The sequence below is a fragment of the Thauera sp. SDU_THAU2 genome (assembly GCF_038260575.1).
Lineage (GTDB): Bacteria > Pseudomonadota > Gammaproteobacteria > Burkholderiales > Rhodocyclaceae > Thauera.
The window spans coordinates 2,355,297-2,378,369 of sequence record NZ_JBBWUN010000003.1; the positions used below are offsets into that span (position 1 = coordinate 2,355,297).

24 protein-coding genes, 1 pseudogene and 2 riboswitches are annotated in these 23,073 nt (G+C 63.3%); of the genes and pseudogenes, 12 read left to right on the plus strand and 13 right to left on the minus strand.

The annotated features are described in order from the left end of the window. Positions 1 to 22 precede the first annotated feature (22 nt). The 5 genes and pseudogenes from AAFL97_RS12430 to AAFL97_RS12440 all read left to right on the plus strand — a co-directional run bounded on the left by AAFL97_RS12430 (position 23) and on the right by AAFL97_RS12440 (position 2,702). Positions 23 to 844: a hypothetical protein gene (locus AAFL97_RS12430; protein WP_341645182.1), complete on the plus strand. Its 822-nt coding sequence runs from the start codon at positions 23 to 25 to the stop codon at positions 842 to 844. A gap of 147 nt (positions 845 to 991) precedes the next feature. Next, positions 992 to 1,132, plus strand: a pseudogene (locus AAFL97_RS24680) (DUF6429 family protein); the annotation flags it as partial. Positions 1,133 to 1,288: 156 nt separating this feature from the next. Further along, positions 1,289 to 1,591 carry a DUF4019 domain-containing protein gene (locus AAFL97_RS24685; RefSeq protein ID WP_445954537.1) on the plus strand — a complete coding sequence of 101 codons (303 nt, stop codon included), beginning with the start codon at positions 1,289 to 1,291 and terminating at the stop codon, positions 1,589 to 1,591. 100 nt (positions 1,592 to 1,691) lie between these two features. Beyond that, positions 1,692 to 2,348 (plus strand): HAD family hydrolase, encoded by a 657-nt coding sequence (locus tag AAFL97_RS12435; protein WP_341645183.1) that lies wholly within the window; start codon positions 1,692 to 1,694, stop codon positions 2,346 to 2,348. A gap of 66 nt (positions 2,349 to 2,414) precedes the next feature. Next, the gene (locus tag AAFL97_RS12440) at positions 2,415 to 2,702 is read left to right on the plus strand and encodes a DUF1330 domain-containing protein (protein ID WP_341645184.1); all 288 of its coding nucleotides are present in this window, start codon (positions 2,415 to 2,417) and stop codon (positions 2,700 to 2,702) included. On the opposite strand, the gene AAFL97_RS12445 is transcribed toward AAFL97_RS12440, so the two are convergent. Next, a complete protein-coding gene (locus AAFL97_RS12445) occupies positions 2,687 to 3,865 on the minus strand; it encodes an AI-2E family transporter (protein ID WP_341645185.1) in 1,179 nt (392 codons plus the stop codon). The two genes, AAFL97_RS12440 and AAFL97_RS12445, sit on opposite strands and share 16 nt — an antisense overlap. A 273-nt stretch (positions 3,866 to 4,138) precedes the next feature. On the opposite strand from AAFL97_RS12445, the gene AAFL97_RS12450 reads away from it, so the two are divergent. The 6 genes from AAFL97_RS12450 to tsaA all read left to right on the plus strand — a co-directional run bounded on the left by AAFL97_RS12450 (position 4,139) and on the right by tsaA (position 8,257). Further along, on the plus strand, positions 4,139 to 4,822 hold the full coding sequence (locus AAFL97_RS12450) for a DNA-3-methyladenine glycosylase I (RefSeq protein WP_341645186.1): 684 nt from the start codon (positions 4,139 to 4,141) through the stop codon (positions 4,820 to 4,822). Between the two features lie 34 nt (positions 4,823 to 4,856). Continuing rightward, on the plus strand, positions 4,857 to 5,642 hold the full coding sequence (locus AAFL97_RS12455) for a hypothetical protein (protein WP_341645187.1): 786 nt from the start codon (positions 4,857 to 4,859) through the stop codon (positions 5,640 to 5,642). A 50-nt stretch (positions 5,643 to 5,692) separates the two neighbouring features. Next, entirely contained in the window at positions 5,693 to 6,520 is an 828-nt protein-coding gene (gene blaOXA, locus AAFL97_RS12460; protein ID WP_341645188.1) for a class D beta-lactamase, read from the plus strand. 44 nt (positions 6,521 to 6,564) lie between these two features. Continuing rightward, positions 6,565 to 7,164 carry a class I SAM-dependent methyltransferase gene (locus AAFL97_RS12465; RefSeq protein ID WP_341645189.1) on the plus strand — a complete coding sequence of 200 codons (600 nt, stop codon included), beginning with the start codon at positions 6,565 to 6,567 and terminating at the stop codon, positions 7,162 to 7,164. A gap of 117 nt (positions 7,165 to 7,281) precedes the next feature. Further along, complete coding sequence (locus AAFL97_RS12470) at positions 7,282 to 7,689, plus strand: GFA family protein (protein WP_341645190.1); 408 nt, start codon at positions 7,282 to 7,284, stop codon at positions 7,687 to 7,689. A 76-nt stretch (positions 7,690 to 7,765) separates the two neighbouring features. Beyond that, positions 7,766 to 8,257, plus strand: coding sequence for a tRNA (N6-threonylcarbamoyladenosine(37)-N6)-methyltransferase TrmO (gene tsaA, locus AAFL97_RS12475; protein WP_341645191.1), 492 nt, complete (start codon positions 7,766 to 7,768; stop codon positions 8,255 to 8,257). 89 nt (positions 8,258 to 8,346) lie between these two features. Here the strand turns inward: tsaA and AAFL97_RS12480 are convergent, their stop codons facing one another. The 10 genes from AAFL97_RS12480 to AAFL97_RS12525 all read right to left on the minus strand — a co-directional run bounded on the left by AAFL97_RS12480 (position 8,347) and on the right by AAFL97_RS12525 (position 18,283). Further along, positions 8,347 to 9,681 (minus strand): OprD family outer membrane porin, encoded by a 1,335-nt coding sequence (locus AAFL97_RS12480; RefSeq protein ID WP_341645192.1) that lies wholly within the window; start codon positions 9,679 to 9,681, stop codon positions 8,347 to 8,349. After that, positions 9,678 to 10,151 (minus strand): plastocyanin/azurin family copper-binding protein, encoded by a 474-nt coding sequence (locus tag AAFL97_RS12485; protein ID WP_263462292.1) that lies wholly within the window; start codon positions 10,149 to 10,151, stop codon positions 9,678 to 9,680. Before AAFL97_RS12485 ends, AAFL97_RS12480 begins: the two co-directional genes overlap by 4 nt. A 50-nt stretch (positions 10,152 to 10,201) precedes the next feature. Next, entirely contained in the window at positions 10,202 to 11,017 is an 816-nt protein-coding gene (locus AAFL97_RS12490; protein ID WP_341645193.1) for an ABC transporter ATP-binding protein, read from the minus strand. After that, positions 11,010 to 12,062, minus strand: a complete 1,053-nt coding sequence (locus tag AAFL97_RS12495) for a FecCD family ABC transporter permease (RefSeq protein WP_263462294.1) — start codon at positions 12,060 to 12,062, stop codon at positions 11,010 to 11,012. Before AAFL97_RS12495 ends, AAFL97_RS12490 begins: the two co-directional genes overlap by 8 nt. Before the next feature lie 55 nt (positions 12,063 to 12,117). Then, complete coding sequence (locus AAFL97_RS12500) at positions 12,118 to 13,242, minus strand: ABC transporter substrate-binding protein (RefSeq protein ID WP_341645194.1); 1,125 nt, start codon at positions 13,240 to 13,242, stop codon at positions 12,118 to 12,120. A gap of 140 nt (positions 13,243 to 13,382) precedes the next feature. Further along, positions 13,383 to 13,823 (minus strand): pseudoazurin, encoded by a 441-nt coding sequence (locus tag AAFL97_RS12505; RefSeq protein WP_341645195.1) that lies wholly within the window; start codon positions 13,821 to 13,823, stop codon positions 13,383 to 13,385. Next, a complete protein-coding gene (locus AAFL97_RS12510; protein WP_341645196.1) occupies positions 13,813 to 14,640 on the minus strand; it encodes an ABC transporter ATP-binding protein in 828 nt (275 codons plus the stop codon). The genes AAFL97_RS12505 and AAFL97_RS12510 overlap by 11 nt, the downstream gene beginning before the upstream one ends. Continuing rightward, the gene (locus tag AAFL97_RS12515; RefSeq protein ID WP_263462298.1) at positions 14,640 to 15,677 is read right to left on the minus strand and encodes a FecCD family ABC transporter permease; all 1,038 of its coding nucleotides are present in this window, start codon (positions 15,675 to 15,677) and stop codon (positions 14,640 to 14,642) included. The genes AAFL97_RS12510 and AAFL97_RS12515 overlap by 1 nt, the downstream gene beginning before the upstream one ends. Beyond that, entirely contained in the window at positions 15,674 to 16,696 is a 1,023-nt protein-coding gene (locus tag AAFL97_RS12520) for an ABC transporter substrate-binding protein (RefSeq protein WP_341645197.1), read from the minus strand. Before AAFL97_RS12520 ends, AAFL97_RS12515 begins: the two co-directional genes overlap by 4 nt. Positions 16,697 to 16,812: 116 nt before the next feature. Then, positions 16,813 to 17,004, minus strand: a riboswitch (cobalamin riboswitch). A gap of 46 nt (positions 17,005 to 17,050) precedes the next feature. Beyond that, positions 17,051 to 18,283 carry an MFS transporter gene (locus AAFL97_RS12525; RefSeq protein WP_341645198.1) on the minus strand — a complete coding sequence of 411 codons (1,233 nt, stop codon included), beginning with the start codon at positions 18,281 to 18,283 and terminating at the stop codon, positions 17,051 to 17,053. A 105-nt stretch (positions 18,284 to 18,388) separates the two neighbouring features. On the opposite strand from AAFL97_RS12525, the gene AAFL97_RS12530 reads away from it, so the two are divergent. Further along, positions 18,389 to 20,167, plus strand: coding sequence for a chorismate-binding protein (locus AAFL97_RS12530; RefSeq protein ID WP_341645199.1), 1,779 nt, complete (start codon positions 18,389 to 18,391; stop codon positions 20,165 to 20,167). Positions 20,168 to 20,179: 12 nt separating this feature from the next. Here AAFL97_RS12530 and cobO read toward each other — a convergent pair whose 3' ends face one another. Then, the gene (gene cobO / locus AAFL97_RS12535) at positions 20,180 to 20,791 is read right to left on the minus strand and encodes a cob(I)yrinic acid a,c-diamide adenosyltransferase (RefSeq protein WP_341645200.1); all 612 of its coding nucleotides are present in this window, start codon (positions 20,789 to 20,791) and stop codon (positions 20,180 to 20,182) included. Positions 20,792 to 20,941: 150 nt separating this feature from the next. Beyond that, positions 20,942 to 21,173: riboswitch (cobalamin riboswitch) on the minus strand. Positions 21,174 to 21,232: 59 nt separating this feature from the next. Further along, positions 21,233 to 23,029 (minus strand): methyl-accepting chemotaxis protein, encoded by a 1,797-nt coding sequence (locus AAFL97_RS12540; protein WP_341645201.1) that lies wholly within the window; start codon positions 23,027 to 23,029, stop codon positions 21,233 to 21,235. Positions 23,030 to 23,073: the final 44 nt, after the last annotated feature.

Below are 23,073 nucleotides of genomic sequence, written 5' to 3' on the forward strand. Positions count from 1 at the left end.
AGGAATGTGGACTCCGTCCAACATGACTACCATGCCTTCAAAGCAGAAAGAATCCAGCACCTCAACCAAATCCTGGCTACGATTAGCGTTTGAAGCATTACCGTTCCATGAATTTCTGGAAAGGATCTGTCACTTTATGCGCACCCCTGAGATAAAAGGAAGCAAACCCGAGGAATCATCACTTCGCCATTCCGGGCAAAACTTTATAACATCACTATTCCTCGTCTCAGCAGTAGTGACCTTCGTTCAGTACTTACTCCCCCATCTATTTGAAATCGATCTTGGACAACTAATAAACCCTCTATACCTGGCCCTTCTCTTGGCCATTCAGGCAATCATATTTGCCTTTATTCTTGGATTCTTCAGCTCCATTTCATTACTACCCAGAAAACCGGCCTTTCATCACCTAGTTATACACCAGACAATTCAAGCCTATGCAGTCTTGAATCTATTAGTGGTAATTCTATTTTGGATCGTAATTAATCGCATACTTGAGACAGGAGACCCACAAGAAGCTTCTAGTACGCTGGATTTATGGCTAGGGGGCATAATTGGCGCAGTCACTTTATGGCTGATTTGGCGCTTACTTTTTAGACCTCTCTGGCGATACACAACCAATTATTACACAAAAAAAACCGCCTTCGGAATAACCGCAATAGCGTTAATTTCGACATCTTGGGCAAATTCTTACATTGCCTTTGATCTCAGCAGCCTTGTAATTAACAAGACAGCGCTTTGCAAACAACTCTATACAATGAAAAAACAACGAGGGGAAATTGATCAATCTGTCGATGAGCAGTGCTTCATGGGCCATTGTCTGAGCTTTGAACCCAGCAAGCCATAACCAATTGCTGCAGCCAACCGGTGGCAGAATCCAGCACTTAGCCTTCCTCCAAACCTGAACTACTATTAGACTCGCATCGGGGGAGCAGTTCTTGCTCTTTTAATCGCTTTCAGTTTTGATAGCGGTCGGGCATGAAAGGGCTTCGACTTCGACGATATCGGCTACCTATACGCGCAGAGGCTCATTGAAAGCCCAAAGGGTAAAGAAAAATCCATATGGCTTACGCCCGAAGGTCTTGAGTATGGTCATCAAGGTGCTGATCGCCTATTCGGCACCCCTCCCACATAAAAGCACTACTCTATTGCCCATCACCCAAAAGAGATGACCATGAAGCCTATCGTCGCGACTGCATTCGTACTTGGCCTCTTCTTTGAAGGTGCCGCATACGCCTAAAGCACAGACGCTACCTCTGAGGTTGAGGTCGCAACGTTCCAGTGGCTCGAACTGATCGACTCAACTGATTATTCCGCAAGCTGGGAACAGTCTTCCGATCTGTTCAAGGCAGCGATCTCCAAGGAAAACTGGGAGAGCACAATTCGGAACGCGAGGGCAGCACTCGGAGAAGTCGAATCGCGAAAGCTCAGATCAGCCCAAGTCACACGCACGCTGCCAAGCGCCCCAACAGGAGAGTACATTGTCTTCCAGTTCGAGACACGGTTCGGACACAAGGCTACTGCCGTGGAAACAGTGACACCGTCAAAGGAGAAAGATGGATCCTGGCGCGTATCCGGCTACTACATCCAATGAGCCGGCAGTCCCATCAAGTACCTGCCAAGTAAAGAGCTTCGGCTTTTTGCTTCCACACCAGACCGCACAAGCCGCATCTCCGCCATTTGCGAGACCACCCATGCCCATCCACGCTGTGCTTTTCGACCTCGACGACACGCTGCATGACAAGTCACGCACACTCGAATGTGTCGCCCGCGAGCAGTACGCCATGGCTCGTCTTTCCGAGCTTCGTGTTGACCTGTCGGCATGGGTGTCGCACTTCATCGCGCTGAACAATGAGCGAATCGAGAAATTCCTCGTTTTCTCATCCCTTGCGGCGGAGTTCTCTCTTCCTCCCGAACTGGCTTCATCTCTTTTGCACGATTTCGACGATCACCTCGGAAGCAAGGCCTGCCCATTTCCGGGGGCTCGGGAACTTCTCTCTAGATGCAGGGAGCAAGGCTTGAAGACCGGCATCGTCACGAACGGCCGCAACGCTTTTCAGCGAAGCAAGATCACAGGTCTTGGCCTCGACACGCTCGTGGATGTCACGGTCACTTCCGGCGAGTTGGGCATCAAGAAACCCGATCTCCGCATCTTCCGCACATGCCTGGAAGCGCTTATGGTAGAACCCGCAGAAGCCGCTTTCGTCGGGGATGATTTCGCTGCGGACATGGAGCCTGCGATCGCGCTTGGCATGCATGCGGTGTGGAAGAGCCCTCTTTCCTCGGCAAAAGTGGCATTCAGCAGCGATCATCTGGAGGACATCGGCCTTCACTTGCTTGGTGCCGTATAAGCTCCACTCAAGCGAGCCATCAAGACATTCGGCCCGGTCAGCTCAAACATCAGAGGATTGAAAGAAATGGCAGCCTATGTCATCGGCCACATCACCGTGAAAGACTCGGACAAATGGGCTGAATATCGCAGCAAGGTACCGGAAACGCTGGCGCCCTGGGGCGCCGAGCTCGTGCTACGCGGAAAGCGGACCAAGGTACTCAGCGGGCAGCACGAACACACGGACACCGTCGTCATTCGCTTCCCTGACTCAGAGACCGTGGCCAAATGGTACAACTCGAGCGCTTATCAGGCGCTGATCCCTTTACGCACTCAGGCGGCGGAGATCGATCTGATCAGCTATGAGTCCGCGTGACCGGAAGCCTGTTTGTCCGTCTGTGCGTCCGTCGCCTCATTCGCTGACTCAGGCAACGGTGGCGCTCCGCCCTCCCCATCCGCTACCCGTGCGACCGGCCCGACGCCGGTCACCGGCTGCCGCCGCTCCTCGGTGAATATCGACCACACCGCCACGAACAAGGCCGCAATCAACGGGCCGATGACGAAACCGTTGATGCCGAGCAGGGTGAGCCCACCGAGCGTGGATACCAGCACCACGTAGTCCGGCAGCCGCAGCCCCTTGCCGACCAGCGCGGGGCGCAGCAGGTTGTCGATCGTGCTGATCACGAATGCGCCGATCGCCAGCAGGATCAGGCCTCTCATGTAATCGCCGGACAGCAGCATGTAGAAGGCGAACGGCCCCCACACGACGAAGGTGCCGATGGCCGGCAATAGCGACAGCACGGCCATCACGGTCCCCCACAGCAAGGCGGCTTCGATGCCCAACAGCCAGAACGCCACGCCGCCGATTGCGCCCTGGATCGCAGCGACGGTGAAGTTGCCGAGCACCGTGGCCTTCGCCACCTCGATGAACTTGGCCATCATCCGGTCGGTATGGTGGGCGCTGAGCGGGCTGGCGCCGCGGATCGAGGCCACCAGGCCTGTGCCGTCGCGGAACAGGAAGAACAGCACGTAGAGCATCACCGCCCCGCTGACGAGCAGTTGCGCCGTGCTCTGGCCGATGCTCAGCGCCTGCGTGGTGATGACCTGCGCCGACTTCACCGCAAACTGCCTCAGCCGCGCCTGGATCTCGGCGACATCCCCCAGATCCAGCATTTCGAGTCCTCTCATCACGGTCGCGGGCAGCGCGTCATGGATGTGTGTAACGATCGCGCCGGGGTCGAACTGCCGCGTACTGAGGCGGGTGTAGAGGCCGGTTGCCTCCTGGACCAGCGAGGAAAAAACGACGAGGCCCGGGATGACGACGATGCACACGCAGGCGAACACGCTGAGCGCCGCCGCCAGCGTGCGCCGCCCGCCCAGCCAGACCACCAGCCGGCGCTGCAGGGGATTGAACAGGATGGCGAGAATCGCCGCCCACAGCAGCGCGCCATAATAGGGCAGCAGCAGCCATACGAAGGCGGCAGTCACCAGTATGATGAGGGTGACGAAGCTGATCCGGTGGGCGGTCAGGGGCTGCATGCGTTGTCGTCGCCTCCATGGAGTCCGGTTCGACTATACCGGACCATGCCGCGATCTTGGAGGCATCCAGCCGAACATGGCTCGGCAGAATACCTCCATGCAAGCGTTCAATCGATGACGCTCGCCGTTGTGAATGAGGTATCTTCCAACCTTTCTGCCGTATGCAGTTTCAGTATGCAGCCCACTACGTGCTCTGTGGTTCAGCTCAAGCATCACCAAACTTGAAAATCGATTTTCGCAAGACTCCATATGCCGAAACAACAAGAGACCAAAATGACTCTCGATTACCGCTGGCTTTACGACACGGTGCGTATGCGTTTCGAATCGGACGAGGCCATGGAGGCCTTCCTGCCCAAGGCACTCACTGCCGAAGAACTGAAGCGCAAAGGCGATGACCGCTATCTTTCCGCCATGAGCCAGCGGGTATTCCAGGCCGGAATCCAGCACTCGGTCGTCGATGCCAAGTGGCCTGCCTTTGAAGAAGCCTTCTGCGGCTTCGTGCCTGAGCAGATGGTACTGTTGGGCCCCGAGCAAATCGAAGCCCACATGAAGAACGAGCGGATCATCCGCGATCGCACCAAGCTGCAAAGCATTCCCAAAAACGCCCGCTTCATCCTGGATATCCGCCAGGAGCAAGGAAGCAGCTTTGGCGAATTCATTGCCGGCTGGCCGATCTCCGACATCATTGGTTTATGGCGCTTGCTGGCCAAGCGCGGCGCCCGCCTGGGCGGGCGCTCGGGCGCCGGATTTCTGCGCCTGGTCGGAAAGGATACTTTCCTGTTGACCAGCGATGTGCTTGCACGCCTTGCTGCCGCCGGCATCATCGACCACGAACCCACCAGCCAGCGCGACCTGCAAATCGTGCAGGATGCCTTCAATGCATTGCAGCAAGACTCGGGAAGACAGCTCTGCCAGCTATCCGCCATGCTGTCCTTGAGCATCAATCCGCAGTTCTGACGAGGCCCCCCGCATTTCTCATATCGCACAGAAGATGAGCCAACCCCTTCAGAAGCCCCGCCTCACCCATCCCTGCAGGAACTGGCTTGCCATCTTGGTCGCGCGCTACGACGACGAAGTGCTTAGATCGCCTTCCCCGGCTGGGCCGGACTCAGAACCGATCAGACCACTGGATGCGGAACAGCAGCGCGCCTGGGGCGCCCTCGAGTCCTGGTGCCAGACCGGCGTGGGCACCGGGCGCACACCGTTCTGGCGCCCGTCGCAACTACCCGACGTGCCCGTGCGCTTCAGCCTGGCCGTCATGGTGGGAGAAGACAGCGTTGGCAGATCACGCCTGGTCGACACCTTTGCGCTCCACCTCGACCGCAATGATGAACTCGCCGAATTATCCGCAGCTTCAAAGCTGAAAGGCTGGCAGCTCAAGCTGGCGACGAAATGGCACGAACTGTGGTGGTGGCGAAAGCGGCATCCACGCCAGCCCTGGGACTGCGGTTACCTGATGGAAAACTCCGCGGCAATGGCTCGATTGGCACGCTTCAGACCACGCCGGCCCACGCTGATCATCGCCGACCAGTTGCGCGGCAGCAGTCTTGAACAGGCATTGCAGGCGTTAAACGGGGCAGCATCGGACTACCGCCATCCTGTCCGGCTGCTCGTGCTCGATGCAGCCTTGCCCAGCATGCTGAAATTGCGCTTCGATGCTGACGCTCAGCGCTGCTACACGCCTGCATGTTCATCGGGCCCCGTGTCAGTGATTGATTTTGCAGGCAGGCATTTTCAGGACGAGGCGCTGCAGCCCCTGGCTGAAGACCATGCCTAGCAACAGCGGTGCACCGATTGCAACTACCATCGAATCGCAAAGGAGAACAGGTGGCAATCCGGATCCTTGCAATACTGTTTTTGACGCTTTCTCCAGCCGCGTTCTCGCATGCGCAGGAAGGCGTGCAAGAACGCCCCGACTGGGGAAAGTTCTTCAGCAGCATGCAGGCCAAAGGTACGATAGCCATCACGGACGAGCGCCAGGCGGACGCTACCATCATGAGCTTCGATATCTCCCGATCGGAGAAGCGCTATTCGCCCGCCTCGACGTTCAAGATTCCACATACGCTTTTTGCACTCGATGCAGGCGTGGTTCGCGATGAATTCCAGGTTTTTCACTGGGACGGTGTCGAGAGGAGCTTCGCAGGCCACAACCAGGATCAGGACTTGCGATCCGCAATGCGAAATTCCACCGTCTGGGTCTATGAGCTGTTTGCCAAGGAGATCGGCGAAAGCCGCGCCAGGCATTATCTCGAGCAAATCGACTATGGCAACGCCGATCCTTCGACCAAGGATGGCGATTACTGGATAGATGGCGAGCTTGCAATCTCGGCACAGGAGCAGGTCGCGTTTCTCAGAAAACTCTATCGGAACGAGCTGCCCTTCCGGGTGGAACATCAGCGCCTGGTCAAGGACCTCATGATCGTGGAGGCAGGCCGCAACTGGATACTGCGCGCGAAAACGGGCTGGGAAGGCAGCATGGGCTGGTGGGTAGGCTGGGTCGAGTGGCCCACGGGCCCCGTGTTCTTCGCGCTGAACATCGATACTCCCAACAGGATGGACGACCTGTACAAGAGAGAGGCGGTCGCGCGGTCAATACTTCGCTCCATCGAGGCCTTGCCGGCCGACCCATCGACCAGTCCGGAAGCTGGAAAATAGAGCCGCTTCAGCAACTTACGCGATAAGACGAAAGGACGATCCTGATGTCAGCCAGAGATGCAGAGAGTGGATGGGAAGCCTTCTATCGAGCCAACCAGGATCGCGCAGTCTCTCCACTTCTCCGCCGCGCGCTTGGTCCTGAGCTTCTGCCCCGTGGCAATGGCCACGCCATCGATCTTGGTTGCGGCGCCGGCATCGAGACCTCGCTGTTGCTGAACGCGCACTGGAACGTCCTGGCCATCGACAAGGAGCCACATGCAATCCGGCGTGTCGACGCGTTGGCAGCCAAGGGTTCCGGTGGCAACCTGGTCACCGTTGTCTCGTGCTTCGAAGACTTGGGGGAGCTGCCATCCTCCGCGCTCATTCACGCAGGGCTCAGCTTGCCGTTCTGCGCCCCGGCGAGTTTTCCGTCCTTCTGGGCCTCGATCGTCGCAGCGCTCGAGCCCGGCGGAGTGTTCGTCGGCCACCTCTTTGGCGACAGGCATGACTGGGCCGGGCACCCTGAAATGAGTTTCCATCGCAGGGAAGATGTCGATGCCTTGTGTAACGGCTTGGAGGTTGAACTGCTGCGCGAAATCGAGGGGGATGGCGGGCATGTTCCGCATCACTGGCATCGTTTCGATCTCATTGTCAGAAAACGGTAACGAGACCTGATAAACGAACATGAAAGACGTAATTTGTGCCAGGGTCTGCCACTGGATCTTGAACGCAACGATGCCGAATGAACATCGCCTCCATAACCAAACGTCGAGGAGATTGCCATGAAGGGTTCATGCTTGTGCGGTGCCACCGAAGTCGAAGCCGACGATCACACCGAAGTGGGACTTTGCCACTGCTCCATGTGCAGGCGCTGGTCGGGTGGGCCGATGTTCGCCGTACACTGTGGAGCGGGCGTCCGGTTCAGTGGCGACACGCCTTCCACCTATCGCTCATCCGACTGGGCCGAGCGCGGCTTTTGTTCCACATGCGGAACGCACCTGTTCTACCACCTGCTGCCGAGCAACGAGTACATCCTACCAGCCGGGCTTTTCCAGGACACTCAATTCCGGCTCACCAATGAGATCTTCATCGACGAGAAGCCACCGTTCTACGACTTCAGGAACGAGACGCACAAGCTCACCGGCCAGCAGGTATTCGAGCAGTTCATGCCGGGTGGCAAGGAGGACTGAAGCGAACCTCATAAGGCGCTTCATGATGCACTATGTAGCGCCGTCTCTTTGCTAACTGTGCAAGGCCCGAAAATCCATGAATGATTCCGACTTCATCCGTATGCGCCCCATCGGCCGGGTTCTGAGCCCGTTCACGTCGAAGGAAGGCGTTCCGATCCAGACGGCCGGTGTGCCGGAGGTGAAGGGAGAAATCGAGGTCTTCGCCGAATTCGTTGCCGGCCTCAAGGATCTGGCGGAATTCGAGTACATCATCCTGCTCACCCGCCTTCATCTCGGGACGGACGAACCGCTGGAAGTGGTGCCCTTCCTCGACGACGCCAGCCATGGCGTGTTCGCGACGCGGGCGCCGAGCCGCCCGAACCGGATCGGCCTGTCGATCGTGCGGCTCGCAGGGATCGATGGTGCGCGGCTGTCGTTCGAAGGCAACGACATGGTCGATGGCACGCCGGTGCTGGACATCAAGCCTTACGTACCGGCATTCGACGTCCGCCACACCGAGCGCATCGGCTGGTTCGCCGAACGCCTTGGGCAGTTGCCGGGCAAGCTGTCCGACGGTCGCATGCGCTAGCAAGCGGCATGCAGCTGCGGCCGGCAAGGTGTGCGGCCGTATGGCCTGGGGGTGCAGCCGGCCCATCGCCAGGCCGGCTGCACCACCGATCAGAAAATGCTCAGCGGCATTTCCGCCACCAGGCGGATCTGATCCACGCTCAGTTCGCCCTGGGCCTTGTTGGCGCGATGAACGCTGTAGCGCAATTGCAGGGCCAGGCCCTTGGCCTTGCCTTCCTGCACCGTGTAGCGAACGATCATGTCGCGTTCCCAGTGCTTGCCGCCCGAGCCCGGCGCACCGAGGAAATTGGTGTAGACGCTGTTCATGCGACGGTAGTCGATGTCGGAACCCCGCGTGTAGGCCACGCCTGCCGTCAGGCCCGGCGTGACCATCTGGCCGAGATCGACGTCATACTTCAGTTGCCAGGATGCCTCGTTCGGAGCATTGAAGTCGGAGATCTGCATGGCGTTTTCCAGCCAGATCGAGCCGCGGTTGACGTAGTCGAACGGCGTATCGCCATCCACCTTCTGGTACCCCAGCCCCAGCTTGTGCACGCCGAAGGCATAAGTGCTCATCAGGCTCCAGGTGGTGTTGTCCACCTTGCCGGCCTTGGCCTTGCCGGTGTCGGCGTTGCGGTAAAGGTTCAGGCTGAACGACAGTGACTGCTTGTCGGCCAGCGCCATCTTGTAGAAGCCGCCCAGATAGGCGGTGTTCCACACGTCCTCATAGCGGCCGTAGTAGCCGGACAGGCTCAGCCCCGCGACCGGCGTGGTCCAGTTGCCACCGGCGAAGCTGAAGGAATTGCCGTTGACACCCGAGTAGTTGGCCAGCAGTTCGCCGCCGTTCTTGCGCGAATTGCGGTCGGCCCACTGGGTGAAGCGGCCGGCCTGCAGCGACAGGTTCTTGATCTCGTTGCTGCTCAGCAGCCAGCCGCGGTTGGTTTCGGGCAGCAGGCGGGTATCCGACGAGTGGAAGATCGGATTCTTGGTGCGCATTTCGCCGTACTTCAGCTCGGTATTGGAAAACCGCAGCTTCACCACTGCACCGGCGCGGCCGAAGGCGTCCTTCAGGTCGTCGTCGTCCCGCGCGAGATAGCGCGGATTGCTGCGCACGGTATCCGGATCCGCACCCAGATTCAGCCCGCCATAGGCATGCGCATCGACGCCGAAGCCGACCGTGCCCTGCGTGTAACCCGATTCGAAGTTGAGCATCAGGCCGTAGCCGATTTCTTCGGCCTTGTCCGAGCGCGGCCCCTTCACCACGCGCGTGGTGTCGCCGTGCTGATAGTTGAGCCGCTCGTACAGCAGGCGGTTCTGCATCTTCAGGCTGGCACCTTCGACGAAGCCCTTGGCCTCGTCCTGGGCGCCGGCATGGGCCTGCATGGAAACCGCCAGCGCGGAGACAAGTGCGCAGAGCGCCAGAGGGGTGTTCTTGATGGATTTCACTTCGCCGCCTCCATCAGGCCGATGAGCTCGTCGGCGCGGTTGGCGTTGGTCATCATGCGCCCGCGCAGGCCCTGCACCGACTTCACGGCGGCGGGCACCTGCGATTGCATTTCCTCGCCTTCACCGACCTGGATCGCGCCGATCATCGCCATCATCATGTGCGGCGGGCAGACGTAGAAATACATGCCGGGCTTGTCGAAGGTGACGGTGTATTCCTCGTCTTCCTGGCTGGTGAATTTCTTCACGCCGGCAGGCGCGGTCATCAGCTTGACGAAATGGGTCTTGTGCGTCGGCTTGAAGGTGACCGTATCGCCCGGCTGAACCGTGAGGTACATCGGCTTGAAGGCCATCGTGGCACCGGCATCGTCGATGTCGAGCATTTCCACGACGTGATCGGCCCCCCAGGCTTGGGGGGCCAGGGTCGTAGCTGCGATGCAGGCTACGGCAGCCATCCAGTTTCTAGTTTTCATGGTTGATGAGTCGAGTGAGTTAACAAAGGAAAACGGTCTCGAGGCACGGATCAGGCGGGCTGACACGCAGCTTCCACGGCCCTGCCAGCGGCACCGCCGAACGCGCCGCGGAGCGGCGTGATGCGCGGCAGGCCATCGCAGCCGGTGACGACGTCAGTGCGGATGCCGTAGATGCGCTCCAGGAAGCCGGCGCTCATTACTTCGTTCGGCGCACCTTGCGCCTGGACGCCGCGCTCGGCGATGACGATGGCCTCGTCCGCGTACTGCGCCACCAGGTTCAGGTCGTGCAGCACGGTCAGGGTGATGCAGTTGCGCTGGCGCGTCTGCGCCAGCAGGATGTCGAGCAACTGCACCTGATGCCTCAGATCCAGCGCGCTGACCGGCTCGTCGAGCAGCATCAGCGGGCTTTGCCGCATCAGCAACTGGGCGAACAGCACCATCTGGCGCTGTCCGCCGCTCAGGCGGGCAACCGAGCGGTTGGCCAGATGCAGCAGGCCGACGGTCTGCAGGGCGGCCAGCGCCTGCTGCAGCAGTTCGTCGCTGATGTGCATGCCGAGGTTGGTCAGGCGTCCGAGCAGCACCACTTCCACCGCACTCAGATCCACGTCCAGGTTGATGTCCTGCGGCATGTAGGCCATCGCGGCCTGCCACTGCGTCAGGCGGGAATGGTCTTTCTGCACATTGCCGTGACGCACCTGCCCCCTCACTTGCTGCAACTGTCCCGTGACCATCTTCAGCAGGGTGGACTTGCCGGCGCCGTTGGGGCCGATGATGGCGTACAGCCGCCCCGGATGCAGTTGCAGGGAAATGCCTTCGAGAATGGTGTCCTTGCCCCTCAGCACGGTGGCGTCAGTGATATCAAGCATGTTTGCGCAGGCTCTGCAGGATCAGCACGAAGAAGAAGGGCACGCCGATCAGCGCGGTGACGATGCCGATCGGGAAAATTGCCCCCGGCAGGATGGTCTTGGACAGCACCGACGAAGCCGACAGCAGGCAGGCGCCGCACAGCATCGACAGCGGGATGTAGTAGCGCTGATCCTCGCCCACCAGCATGCGGGCGATGTGCGGCGCCACCAGGCCGATGAAGCCGATCACGCCGACGAAGCCGATCGCCGTGGCGGTGATCAGCGACACCAGCGCCAGCGTCTTCAGCCGCAGCCAGCGCACGTTCACACCCAGGCTCGCGGCGCGCTCCTCGCCCATGCGCAAGGCGGTCAGCTTCCAGGCGTCGCGCATCAGCAGCACGGTGCAGACCGCCAGCACCCCGGCCACGCAGGCCACGCTGTACCAGTGGCTTTTCAGCAGGCTGCCGAACAGCCAGAAGGTGATCTGCTGGCTGAGCTCCGGTGAAGCGATGTATTGCAGCAGGCTCAGCAGCGCCTGGAACAGGAACAGCAGCGAGATGCCTGCCAGCACCAGCACATAGGTGCTGATGCCGCGCACCGAAGCCAGCACGAACAGCAGCCCCGCCGCCAGCATGCAGAAGACGAAACCGCCCAGCGGCACGGCGATCAGGGTCGGCAGGCCGAAACCGTCGAAATACAGCGTCAGCGCCGCACCGAAACCCGATGCCGCCGCCAGGCCCAGCGTGTAAGGGCTGGCCATCGGGTTGTTCAGCAGGGTCTGCATCTCGGCACCGCCCAGCGCCAGCGACGCTCCAACGACCAGCGCCATCGCTGCGATCGGCAGCCGCATGTTCATGACGATGGCGCGGGTGGAGCTGTCGGCCTCGTCCACATTGAGCAGGGTCTGCACGACGTCGACCAGACCGATCATCGACGGGCCGGTGGCGATATCCAGCACCAGCGTGAACAGACAGAGCACCGCGAACACAAGCAAAAAGCCGCCACGGCGGCGTTCGCGGCGGCGGTGTGTCAGCTGTGCCGACTCCAGTTGAGCGGAAAGTTGCATGGAAACTCCATGGCCGTGACGCAGGGCAAAAGCCCTGCGTCACGGCCGATCGTGCTTACTGCCCGTCCAGGTTGGTGGCAAAAGTGCCCTGCGGCACCACCGGCAGGTACTTCTTGTAGAAGTCGATGTAGTTCTGCTCCGGGTTCAGGTCGGCGAACACTTCGGGGTACAGCGCCTTGGCGATGTACTGCACCATCGTGTAGTCGGCCTGGGTGCGCGACGCGCCCTGGTACAGCGCATGCAGGCGCTTGTTCTTGACCGCCGGCAGCGCGTCCCAGCCCGGCCGCTTGGTGTAGCCGGCCAGGCGCTCGGCCGATTCCTTGCGGTCCACGCCCTGGCCGATGCGCATCGCGGTGGACGTCTTGGACAGGTTGCCGCCTTCCGTACCGGTGATGAACACCACGTCCGGCATCGAAGCCAGGATCTGCTCGGGGTTGATCGGCCCCCACCATTCGACGAAGGGCTTGGCGATGTTGATGCCGCCGGCCTGTTCGATCATGCCGCCCCACATGTTCTTGCCGTAGGTGAAGCCGACTTCGCCCGGACCCTTGTTGCCGAATTCGGCATAGGCCTTGGGCTTGGGCAGGCCGGCCTTGGCCAGGCGGGCGTTGATGTCGTCGATCGCGTCCTTGTAGTCCTTGTTGATCGCGGCGGCGCGATCGGGTTGACCGGCAATCTCGCCGAACAGCTCGGTGCTCTTCAGGTGGTTCTCCAGCTTCTGCGCGTTGTAATCCACCACCACGATGGGGATGCCGGCTTCCTTGATCTGGTCCACGTCGCTGCCCAGGCCCAGCACCTGCCATTCGGCCAGCACCAGCACGTCGGGCTTGAGTTCGATGACCTTCTCCACCGAGAAAGTCATGATCTCGACCTCGCCCATGTCGGGCAGTTCGTCGATGGCAGGCATGTGGTCGGTGTAGAGCTTCCAGCTCGTCGGCCGCCAGCCCTTCCAGGCTTCCTTCGAGATGCCGACCACCTTGGTCCAGCCCTGCTCGCCGGCCACGGCCATGTAGTCTTCGAAATAGAAGCCCAGCGCCACGCGCTTGGCGGGCAGGTCGAGCGTGACCTGCTGGCCGCTGATGTCGGTCAGGGTCTTGACTTCGGCATGAGCGGCAAATGCCGATGCACTGATGCAGGCAGAGACGAGCAGGCTTTTGGCCAGGTGCTTGAGATTCATCATGGCGAGTGATTTCCAAGGACAGCGGGTTGAAGTTGGGCGGAGTCTATAGCAGCCCACTTTCCCTGGCAACGCAAATGATATCCACTCTCATTTACCAAATCTATCTGCCGATCAATCCAACTTGAGTAGCTCGAACATTCTCATTTCATGAGCGCTTCCCGCTCGATGATCGTGTTGAAGCGCTCGGCAGCCCGTTTCGGCAGGCTCGCCGGCAGTGCCGACATCGGCGATTCCGGCTCGCCGACCTGGATCAGCATCACCATGCCCATGCCGATGTGCGGAATGCACTGCACGCCGTAGTAGCCGGGAACATCCAGCTTCAGTTCGATTTCCTCGTCGATCTTGCCTTTGAAGGGCGCCGCCCCTTCCGGCAGCATGCCGGGGATGGACGCGGCGTTGTGGGTGCGATGGGTGGCGAGGAACTTGACGGTGTCGCCGGGCGCGACGCGCACGAAGTCCGGCTCGTAGATCATCGGGCCGGCATCGCCACGGTTGAGCATCTTGATCTCGTGCACTTCGGCCGCGGCCGTCGCGGGAAGCAGCGCACACAGCGCGAGCGCGCAGAGCAGTTTATTGAGCATGAACGGTATTTCCTTCTCTGGATTTCGGGCTTGAAAGCTGGCGCAAGCGCAGCACGCGTGCGCCGTCCAGCGGATCGGTCAGCCAGTGGCCCTGCACGCCGAAGGTGGTGCGCAGGCGTTCGGGCGTCAGCACCTCGTGCGGCGCGCCGAGCGCAACCATCTGTCCGCGCTCCATCACCGCCAGGCGGTCGCAGCCGAGGGCCTGGTTGAGGTCGTGCAGCGCCGCGACCGTGGTCACCGGCAGGGTATGGACCAGCTTGAGCAGCGAGAGCTGATGCTGGATGTCGAGGTGGTTGGTCGGCTCGTCCAGCACCAGCACGGTCGGCCGCTGCGCCAGTGCGCGGGCGATATGCACGCGCTGGCGCTCGCCGCCGGACAGGCTGTGCCAGATGCGGTTCTGCAGGTGCTCGATGGCGACGTCGCGCATCGCTTCGAGGACGATGCGTTCGTCCTCCCGGGTCCACGGCGCCAGCGCCGACAACCAGGGCGTGCGCCCCAGCTCGACCGCATCCCGCACCTGGATGGCATCGCCCGTCTCGGCGTGCTGCTCGACCACCGCCAGCAGTTGGGCGATGTCGCGGCGGCGCATCTTCGCCAATGGTTGGCCGAGCAGGCGCACCACGCCGCTGGCCGGCTTGTGGATGCCGGTCAGCAGTTTGATGAGCGTGGACTTGCCCGAGCCATTGGGGCCGACGATGCCGAGGTTCTCGCCCTCGTGCACGCTGAAGCCGACGTCGCGCAGCAGCCAGGTCTCCCCCACCGCATAGCTCAGGTTCTCGCACGCCAGCACCGGCGGGCGGGCCGTCGACATGCCCATCAGCGGCGCCCTCCGCGGATCAGGATCAGCGCGAACACCGGCGCACCGACAAGCGCGGTGATGACACCGATCGGCAGCACCTGGCCCTTGATCAGCGTGCGCGACAGCACGTCGGCGGCGATCAGGAACAAGGCTCCGGCCAAGGCGCTGAGCGGCACCAGGCGGGCATGGCGCACGCCCACCAGCAGGCGCACCGCGTGCGGAATGACCAGGCCGACGAAGCCGATCGAACCGACGATCGACACCATCACCGCCGTCACCAGCGCCGCACAGCCGATCAGCACCAGGCGCACCTGCCGCACCGGAATGCCGAGGCTGGCGGCCGAGTCGGCGCCGAAGGTGAAGGCGTCCAGCGAACGGCGATGCCAGATGCAGACCAGCAGGCCGACCAGCACCACCGGCACCGCCAGCGTGACCGAATGCCAGCGCACGCCGCTGAGATTGCCCAGTAGCCAGAACATGATGCCGCGCGCCTGCTCGGCGCTCGCCGACTTGGTGATCAGGAAGGCGGTGAGCGCATTGAACAGCTGCGAGCCGGCGATGCCGGCGAGGATGATCTGGCCGCCACCGGTGCCACCGCGCGCCGAATGCGCCAGCATCGCCACCAGCAGGAAGGCGGCGATGGCACCGACGAAAGCGCCCATCGACAGCGAGATCGCGCCGGCGCCGATGCCGGCGAGCGTGACCAGCACCGCACCGGTCGACGCACCGGCCGAGATGCCCAGCAGATAGGGTTCGGCCAGCGGGTTGCGCAGCAGCGACTGCAGGATCAGGCCCGAAATAGCCAGCCCCGCGCCACAGGCGGCGGCGACGATGGTGCGCGTCAGGCGGTAGTTCCAGACGATGCCCTCGTCGATCGGGTCGAGCACATAACCGGCCTCCCACAGCTTGTTCGCCAGCACCTGGCCGATCACCGGCAGGCTGATCGGCGTCTCGCCGATCGCCACGCCGGCGGCCACCGCCAGGCACAGCAGCGGAACAACCCACAGGCCGTGCCCGAAAACGGGCACGACCAGGGAATGGCCGGCACGGCTCATCGCTTGATCCTGGCGGCTTCCTCGGCCAGTTGCTCGATGCCGGCGACCATGCGGGTGCTGGCCTGCATGGCATCGGCGTCCATGATGACGATGCGCTTGTGCTTGACCGCTTCCATGTTGCGCGTCACCGGGTCGGACTTGAGGAATTCGAGCTTCTTCTCATGGTCGTCGGCCGGGAAGCGGCGGCGATCCATGCGCGCGATGATCAGGATGTCCGGGTTGGCCTTGGCGATGGTTTCCCAGCCCACGGTCGGCCATTCCTCGTTGGACTCGATGACGTTGCGGATGCCCAGCGAGGCCAGCATGTAGTCGGCGACGCCCTTGCGGCCAGCCACATAGGGGTCGATCTCGAGGTCGGCGCTGGAGAACCAGAACACCGCCGACAGCTTGTCCGCACCGTTCGCGCGCGCCTTTTCCTGGGCAGCGGCGACACGGGCCTTGTAGCTGTTCACCAGCTCTTCGCCGCGCGCCTGCACGTCGAAGATCTGCGCGAGCTGCTGCACGCCCTTGTAAACACTGGCGATGTCGAAAGGCTGCAGGCGGGTGCCGTCGGCGCCGACCAGGTTGTCCTTGCCTTCGCAGTCGGACGGCAGGATGTAGGTCGGGATGTTCACGTCATGGAACTGCTCGCGGGTGCCGACCACGCCTTGCGGGCCGACCATCCACTCGAACTGCACGGCAACCAGTTCGGGACGCTTGCCGAGCACCGCCTCGAAGCTCGGGTCGTTGTCGGCCAGGCGCTCGACCTTGGCATTCTGTTCGGCGAATTCCGGCGATACCGAGTTGAACCACAGCGAGGTGCCGACCAGCTTGTCGCCCAGGCCCAGCGCGTAGAAGGCTTCCGTACCGCCCTGGCCGATGGTCACGGCCTTGGTCGGCGCCTTGGCGAACTTCAGTTGCTGGCCGCAGTTCTCGACGGTGAGCGGGTACTGGGTCGGCGCGGCGAAGGCGGCGGCGGACAGGCCGAGGCCGGCGAACAGAACGGCAAGGCGGGAAACTTCGAGGCTGGGCAGTGCCATGGATGCGATCTCCAATTGGGCGTATACATGGCGGTGTGCAGCATGGAAAGCACATCCCGGATGAGGACAGGCCGAGGCCGTCGCGGGATTGCCCTTCCCGGACACCCCGCCGGTCTATGGTCAACGATGCGGCCGGCAGGTCTCCTGACTCGCGCTTCGTCGCCTCGCTCCAGCCTTCCCGGGCAAGCCAGTGGCATCGTGGAGCAGGCTCGGCGCCTACAGTTGCGGGGGCAGTTCCGTTTGGGGCCATGCGGCCCTTGCGGATTCCCAATTAATTCCTTGCGGAAACCGGTGCGGCGCGATTATAGCCCGAGCATTTGGCGCATTGCATCATCGTCCTGTCCTGTGCTGGCGTCATGCCGGGCGGGGCAGTGCGGCCCGGGCAAAGGCGAAATACAGCGTACTCGAGGCCGGAAAGGCCGCCGCCACGCTCCAGGCCAGCACACCGGCGCCCGGCTCGGCCGGTATCCCGGCGAACAGCTTGCCCAGCAGCATGTTGCCGAACAGCACCATCAGCCCGCCGGCCGAGGCCAGCGCACCGTAATGCACCGGCAGCAGGCGCCGGCGGGCGAAGACCGGCACCAGCGCCATCGCCACCGGCACCGCACACATCTGGCCGGCCGTCAGCAATACCACCGTCAGCACTGCCGGCAGCAAGCGCCAGATGCCGGCCAGCGGCGGGATGGCCGACCACAGCGCCAGATTGACGAAAGCCGCCGCCAGCAGCGCAAAACCCAGCACCAGCGGCAGCCGCGGCGGCAGGCGCTTGCACAGCGCCGCCAGCGGCATCTGGCAGCTCACCACCAGCACCGAGGCCAGCGCGAACAGCCAGGCCATGTCGCGCGCGCCGCCCTGCGAACGCTCCAGCTCCACCGGCAGGCCCAGGTACATCTGGTTATAGCTCAGCAGATAGCTGCTGTAGAACAGCATGAACAGCAGGAAAGGACGGTTGGCGAACAGCTCGCGCCAACCCCAGCCGCCCGCCCCCGGCGCAGCCGGCTTCAGCGCCGGCAGCCGCGACCACAGCACCAGCAGCGCCAGCAGGAACACGCCGGCACTGACCAGCGCCATCTGCATGAAGCCGATGTCGAACAGCAGGCTGCCGAGCAGCGGCCCCGCCACCGCGCCCACTTCGCCATACACCGCGAACTGGGCGAAGATGTTGCGCCCCTTGCCGTCAGGCTGCGCATCGATGCGCGCCGCCAGCGCCTCCATGCAGGGCGAGAACAGCGCGCCGCCGATGCCGGTGAGGCAGGCGCCGAGCAGCAGCATCGCCGCCGAATCGGCAGCGGCGAAGCACAGATAGCCGGCGATGCGCACCACGCAGCCGCACAGGATCAGCGTGCGGCAGCCGTAACGCTCGGCCAGCGTGCCGCCGATGAAGAACATGCCCTGCTGCGAGAAGGTCCGCACCCCCAGCACCAGGCCCACCATCCAGCCCGCCAGCGCCAGGTTCTGGCTCATGTGCAGGGCCAGGAAGGGCACGATGGCATAGAAGCCGATGTTGAAGACCAGTTGGGTGGAAAGCAGCAGACGGCGCGACGGCAGGTCGCTGTCGGCAACGGTGCCGGGAAGGGCTTGATTCATGTGGAATGCACGGAAGAGCGATTGCGCGGGCTTATAGCACACCCCGAGCACGCCCAGCGTGCAAAATGCAGGCCTGACATCCTGACGAGCCCCAGCACCTTCGCCGTGACCAGCTTCATCGACTTCACCGATCCCCGCGACAGCAGCGCGCCGCGCCTGCGCCATGCCTTCGGCCAACCTCGCGCGATACTGGCCGCGCACAGCCTGGACGAGGTGCGCCCACTGCTCGATGCGGTCGAGACTGCTGCCCGCGCCGGTGCGTGGGCGCTGGGTTATCTGCGCTACGAGGCCGCACCCGCGTTCGACGTGGCGCTGAGCGCGCATGCAGCGGACGGGCCGCTGGCCTGGTTCGCCATCCACGACGTCCCGCTGCCCAGGAACGGCGAACCGGAGGGCCGTGCAGCAGTGGTCGATTGGCACACCCTGCCCGAGCGCACCGCCTTCGATGCCGCCCATGCCCACATCCAGCAGGCGATCGCCGACGGCGTGCTCTACCAGGTCAATCACACGGCACAGTTGCGCGGACGGCTGGCGGGCGACAGCCGTGCCTTGTTCGCCGCGCTACGGCGGGCGCAGCCGGGCGGGTATGCGGCACACATCGACTGCGGCCACAGCGATGAGGATCGCGTGCAGGTGCTGTCCGTCTCGCCCGAGCTGTTCTTCGACTGGCGCGGAGACGAGATCCTCACGCGGCCGATGAAAGGCACGGCCCCGCGCGGTACCACGCCCGACGAAGACGCCGCGCTGGCCGCGCGGCTGCGCGCCAGCCCCAAGGAACGCGCCGAGAACGTCATGATCGTGGATCTGCTGCGCAACGACCTCTCGCGCATCGCCGAGCCGCACAGCGTGCGCGTGCCCGCGCTGTTCCACACCGAGGCCCTGCCCACCGTGTGGCAGATGACTTCCGACGTGGTGGCGCGCACCCGGACCGGCACGCGGCTCGCCGACGTGTTCGCCGCGCTGTTTCCCTGCGGCTCGGTCACCGGTGCGCCCAAGGTTGAGGCAATGCGCATGATCCGCGCCCTCGAAGGCGGGCCGCGAGGCGTCTACTGCGGCGCCGTCGGCGTGGTTCGTCCCCACGTTTCGCCCGACGGCCGGCGCGGCATCGCCGCCACCTTCAACGTGCCGATCCGCAGCATCGAAATGAAAGGCAGCGCTGCCCGCTGCGGCATCGGCAGCGGCATCGTCTGGGGCGCCAGCGCCGGCGACGAATGGGCGGAATGGGCCGCCAAGCGTGCCTTCGTCGAACGCGCCAGCGCACCCTTCGACTTGCTGGAAACCCTGGGCCTGCATGACGGCGAGTTGCGCCATCGCAGCGAGCATGTCGCCCGCATGCGGGCCGCCGCCGCGCACTTCGGCTACCCCTGGGATGAATCGCGCATCGACGCCTGCCTCGACGAGCTCGTACGCACGCGCGGCCAGGACGCCTGGCGCGTGCGCCTGCTGCTGAATGCGCAGGGCGCACTCCGCACCGAAGCCGCCGCTCTCGCACCCACGCCGGAACCGGTACTGCTGGCGCTGGCCGCCCACCCCTTCCTCCAGGCACACAGCGAATTCAGCCGCCACAAGACCACCCGCCGCGCGCACTACGCCGCCTTCGCGCCCGCAGCGGGCTCGGGCGTGTTCGACACCGTGCTCTACAACGAGGCCGGCGAGATCACCGAATCCACTTTCGGCAACCTCGCCATGCTGATCCACGGCCGCTGGGTCACGCCTCCCCTCGCCTGCGGCCTGCTGCCCGGCGTCGGCCGCGCCATCGCGCTGCGTCAAGGCCGCGTGACTGAAGCCGTGGTGCGCGTGCAGGATCTGCCGCGCGTGCAGGGCTGGGCCTTCATCAACAGCCTGCGCGGCTGGCTGGAGGCACGGCTGGCGCCATCCAACTGACGGCTGGCCAGCTCAGAAGTCGATACCCGCCTGCGCCTTCACGCCCGCCTTGAAGGCGTGCTTGCGGTCGGCGATCTCGCTGACCGTGTCGGCCAGCTCGGCCAATTCCGGCTTGGCCGCGCGGCCGGTGACGATGACGGTCTGGCGCGGCGGGCGGGCGCGGATCGCGGCGAGCACCTGCTCGGTGTCGAGGTAGTTGTACTTGAGCATGTAGGTCAGCTCGTCGAGCAGCACCAGGTCGAGCGCGGGGTCGGCCAGCATGCGGCTGGCCTGCGCCCAGGCTTCGTCGGCGGCGCGCTTGTCGGCGTCCCAGTTCTGCGTGTTCCAGGTGAAGCCGGTGGCCATGGCGTGGTACTGGACCGCGCTGTCCAGCCCCTGCTTCTGCAGGAAGATGACTTCGCCGGTGGCGTGCGTGCCCTTGATGAACTGCACCACGCCGGCGCGCTGGCCGTGGCCGAGTGCGCGATACAGGGTGCCGAAGGCCGAAGTGGTCTTGCCCTTGCCGTTGCCGGTGATCAGGATGACGATGCCGCGCTCCTCCTGCGCCCGTTCGATGGCGGCATCGACGACTTCCTTCTTGCGCTGCATGCGCGCGTTGTGGCTCTGCTTCTTGTCCTCTTCCATCGGTCCGGCCTCCATCTCGTCTCTGTCGGAACCGGAGGGGGAAGAATGACGACGGTGAATGCGCAGCAAAGCCGCTCGAAAGCAGCCGGAGCAAGGCGCAGGCAAGGCCCGCGCGACCGATCGGCAGTCCGCCCGCACCCCGGGGCATTCACCTGTCTCGTCGAACGGGTCGGTCTTCTGGCTCGCCTTCATCCGGTTGCCGCCGCCTTCCCGAAGCAGCACGCTCCAGTGGCCGAAATGGCGGCACCGTCCGGCTCACAGCAGCGGGGACTGCGCCGGAATGGCGGAAAAAAATGGGCAGGCACGCCCCCCGCTTCACCGGACTTCCTGTTTCGCTCCGCGCGCGAATGCCCGCGAAAGCTCCCGATCGATGCGGGCCGCACTATACGCCCGCAGCGGTCCCGCGGGCAATGCGCACCCCGCGCAATGCCCGCCGGCAGTTCAGTTGCCGAGCAAGCTCTCGGCCGGCACGCCGATGCGCACGTTGCCCCAGTGGCGGCCAGCGGCCATGATCGGCATGGCGATGTCGCACAGGATCTCGCCGGTGTCACGGCGGTAGGTTTGCAGCAGCAAGGGTTCGGTATTGCGCGCGGCGCGCAGCTCGGACGGGCTTTCGAACTTGCGGCAGGTACGGTTGCCCACCAGATCCTGTTCGTAGTTGCCGGTCAGCGGCCGGGAGAATTTGGCGTTGTGCGCCGGCAGGTAGCTGTCTGCATTGACCGCAACGGCGAATACGCCGCCGCGGATCGAGGCCAGGCTGTCGTCGAGCAAGGCCTGGCAGCGGCGGACGAACTCCTCGCCCCATGCCACACGGTACTTCGGCGGATTGGTGCCGGGAATGGGCTGGTAGCGCCGCTCGAAGATGTCGATGCGGCCGGCGGCCATCTGTTCGAGCTGTCCCTGCACCTCGTCGCGGAAGCGGCGCGTCTGTTCGACGATCTGGTCGAAGGCGCCGCGCCCGGTCTTGAAGCGCGACACCAGTTCCTGCACGCCTTCGGTCGCCTTGGCGAGCTGTTCCGTGCCCCGCTCGCTCTCATCCATCTGTCCGGCGACGGAGTGCGACAAGGCGTTGATGGCACTGACCTTCTCATGCACGCTGACATTGGTGTCCGCCAGCGAACCCATCGCCGTGGCGATCTGCTCGAGCTGCCTTCCGGTCGCCTCGAACTCGCCCACCATGTGGCCGAACTGGGTTGCCGACCGGTCGACGACTTCGCGCGTCTGCAGCACGTCGGCATTGATCACCTCGTTCTCGCTGCGCGTCTCCGACACCAGTTCGAGCATGCCGTTGATGTTGCCGACAATCTCGGCGGTCGCGTTGTTGACCCGCTCGGCCAGCTTGCGCACCTCGTCGGCCACCACGGCGAAGCCGCGCCCGGCCTCGCCCGCCCGCGCGGCCTCGATTGCCGCATTGAGCGCCAGCAGATTGGTCTGGTCGGCAATCTCGCGGATCAGCACGGCAATCTGCTTCACGCTCTCGGAGCGCTGCGACAAGTCGTCCACCGTGCGATTGAATTCGGTCACCTTGTTGCTGACCGAATTGATCTTGCCGGCGATGTCCTGCATCTCGCGCAGCGAACCGCGTGCGATGCGCAGGTTGTCGGCGGTGGACTCGGCAATCTGCCGCGCGCTCTGCGACACCTGCTCGATGGCGGCAGTGGATGCGCTGCTGGCATCGAACACCGCCGTGGTCATCTGCCCCTGCTCCCGCGCGTGCCTGGCCGCGGCCTCGACGCGCAGCTTGACCTGCACCGCCTCGCGCGCGATGCCAACGCTGGTGGTGCGCACTTCGCCGATGATGTGGCGCATCTTTTCGGCAAAGCGGTTGTAGCTGCAGGCCAGCTCGCGGAACTCGTCGTGGGTGATGAGCGGCAGGTCGCGCGAGAAGTCGCCTTCGCCGCGGCCGATCTCCTCGAAGATGCCGATCATGCCGCGGATCGGGCGCACGATCAGGTGGCGCAGGTAGGCGATCTGGCCGAGGATGCAGGCCAGCGCCACGGCGCTGATGACGATCATCACCCATTGCCCGGCCTCGAGCGCACCGAGGATGCGCGCCGCGAACTCCGGCGCGATGCTGCCGTCGGCCAGCGCGCGGCCGATCTCCGAGGTCTGCCAGGCCTGCACGGCCAGATAGCCCAGATTGAAAAAGAACAACAGCAGGAAGCTGCACAGCTTCTTGGTCAGCGTGTTCCAGAAGGTCTTCTCGACAGTCTCGTACAGCTGTCTCAACGTGCTCATTTGGTGTGGTTCCCGAGCTAGAAATTCGTGTTCATCAACTATCT

Excerpts from the sequence above, each read along its gene's own strand:
- AAFL97_RS12495 (WP_263462294.1), bottom strand. The coding sequence starts at position 12,062 with ATGCAACTTTCCGCTCAACTGGAGTCGGCACAGCTGACACACCGCCGC.
- cobO (WP_341645200.1), bottom strand. The coding sequence starts at position 20,791 with ATGGAAGAGGACAAGAAGCAGAGCCACAACGCGCGCATGCAGCGCAAG.
- AAFL97_RS12450 (WP_341645186.1), top strand. The coding sequence starts at position 4,139 with ATGACTCTCGATTACCGCTGGCTTTACGACACGGTGCGTATGCGTTTC.
- AAFL97_RS12430 (WP_341645182.1), top strand. The coding sequence starts at position 23 with ATGACTACCATGCCTTCAAAGCAGAAAGAATCCAGCACCTCAACCAAA.
- AAFL97_RS12465 (WP_341645189.1), top strand. The coding sequence starts at position 6,565 with ATGTCAGCCAGAGATGCAGAGAGTGGATGGGAAGCCTTCTATCGAGCC.
- AAFL97_RS12490 (WP_341645193.1), bottom strand. The coding sequence starts at position 11,017 with ATGCTTGATATCACTGACGCCACCGTGCTGAGGGGCAAGGACACCATT.
- AAFL97_RS12540 (WP_341645201.1), bottom strand. The coding sequence starts at position 23,029 with ATGAGCACGTTGAGACAGCTGTACGAGACTGTCGAGAAGACCTTCTGG.
- AAFL97_RS12470 (WP_341645190.1), top strand. The coding sequence starts at position 7,282 with ATGAAGGGTTCATGCTTGTGCGGTGCCACCGAAGTCGAAGCCGACGAT.
- AAFL97_RS12515 (WP_263462298.1), bottom strand. The coding sequence starts at position 15,677 with ATGAGCCGTGCCGGCCATTCCCTGGTCGTGCCCGTTTTCGGGCACGGC.
- AAFL97_RS12500 (WP_341645194.1), bottom strand. The coding sequence starts at position 13,242 with ATGATGAATCTCAAGCACCTGGCCAAAAGCCTGCTCGTCTCTGCCTGC.
- AAFL97_RS12505 (WP_341645195.1), bottom strand. The coding sequence starts at position 13,823 with ATGCTCAATAAACTGCTCTGCGCGCTCGCGCTGTGTGCGCTGCTTCCC.
- AAFL97_RS12525 (WP_341645198.1), bottom strand. The coding sequence starts at position 18,283 with ATGAATCAAGCCCTTCCCGGCACCGTTGCCGACAGCGACCTGCCGTCG.
- AAFL97_RS12485 (WP_263462292.1), bottom strand. The coding sequence starts at position 10,151 with ATGAAAACTAGAAACTGGATGGCTGCCGTAGCCTGCATCGCAGCTACG.
- AAFL97_RS12440 (WP_341645184.1), top strand. The coding sequence starts at position 2,415 with ATGGCAGCCTATGTCATCGGCCACATCACCGTGAAAGACTCGGACAAA.
- AAFL97_RS12510 (WP_341645196.1), bottom strand. The coding sequence starts at position 14,640 with ATGGGCATGTCGACGGCCCGCCCGCCGGTGCTGGCGTGCGAGAACCTG.
- AAFL97_RS12455 (WP_341645187.1), top strand. The coding sequence starts at position 4,857 with ATGAGCCAACCCCTTCAGAAGCCCCGCCTCACCCATCCCTGCAGGAAC.
- AAFL97_RS12435 (WP_341645183.1), top strand. The coding sequence starts at position 1,692 with ATGCCCATCCACGCTGTGCTTTTCGACCTCGACGACACGCTGCATGAC.
- AAFL97_RS12520 (WP_341645197.1), bottom strand. The coding sequence starts at position 16,696 with ATGGCACTGCCCAGCCTCGAAGTTTCCCGCCTTGCCGTTCTGTTCGCC.
- tsaA (WP_341645191.1), top strand. The coding sequence starts at position 7,766 with ATGAATGATTCCGACTTCATCCGTATGCGCCCCATCGGCCGGGTTCTG.
- AAFL97_RS12445 (WP_341645185.1), bottom strand. The coding sequence starts at position 3,865 with ATGCAGCCCCTGACCGCCCACCGGATCAGCTTCGTCACCCTCATCATA.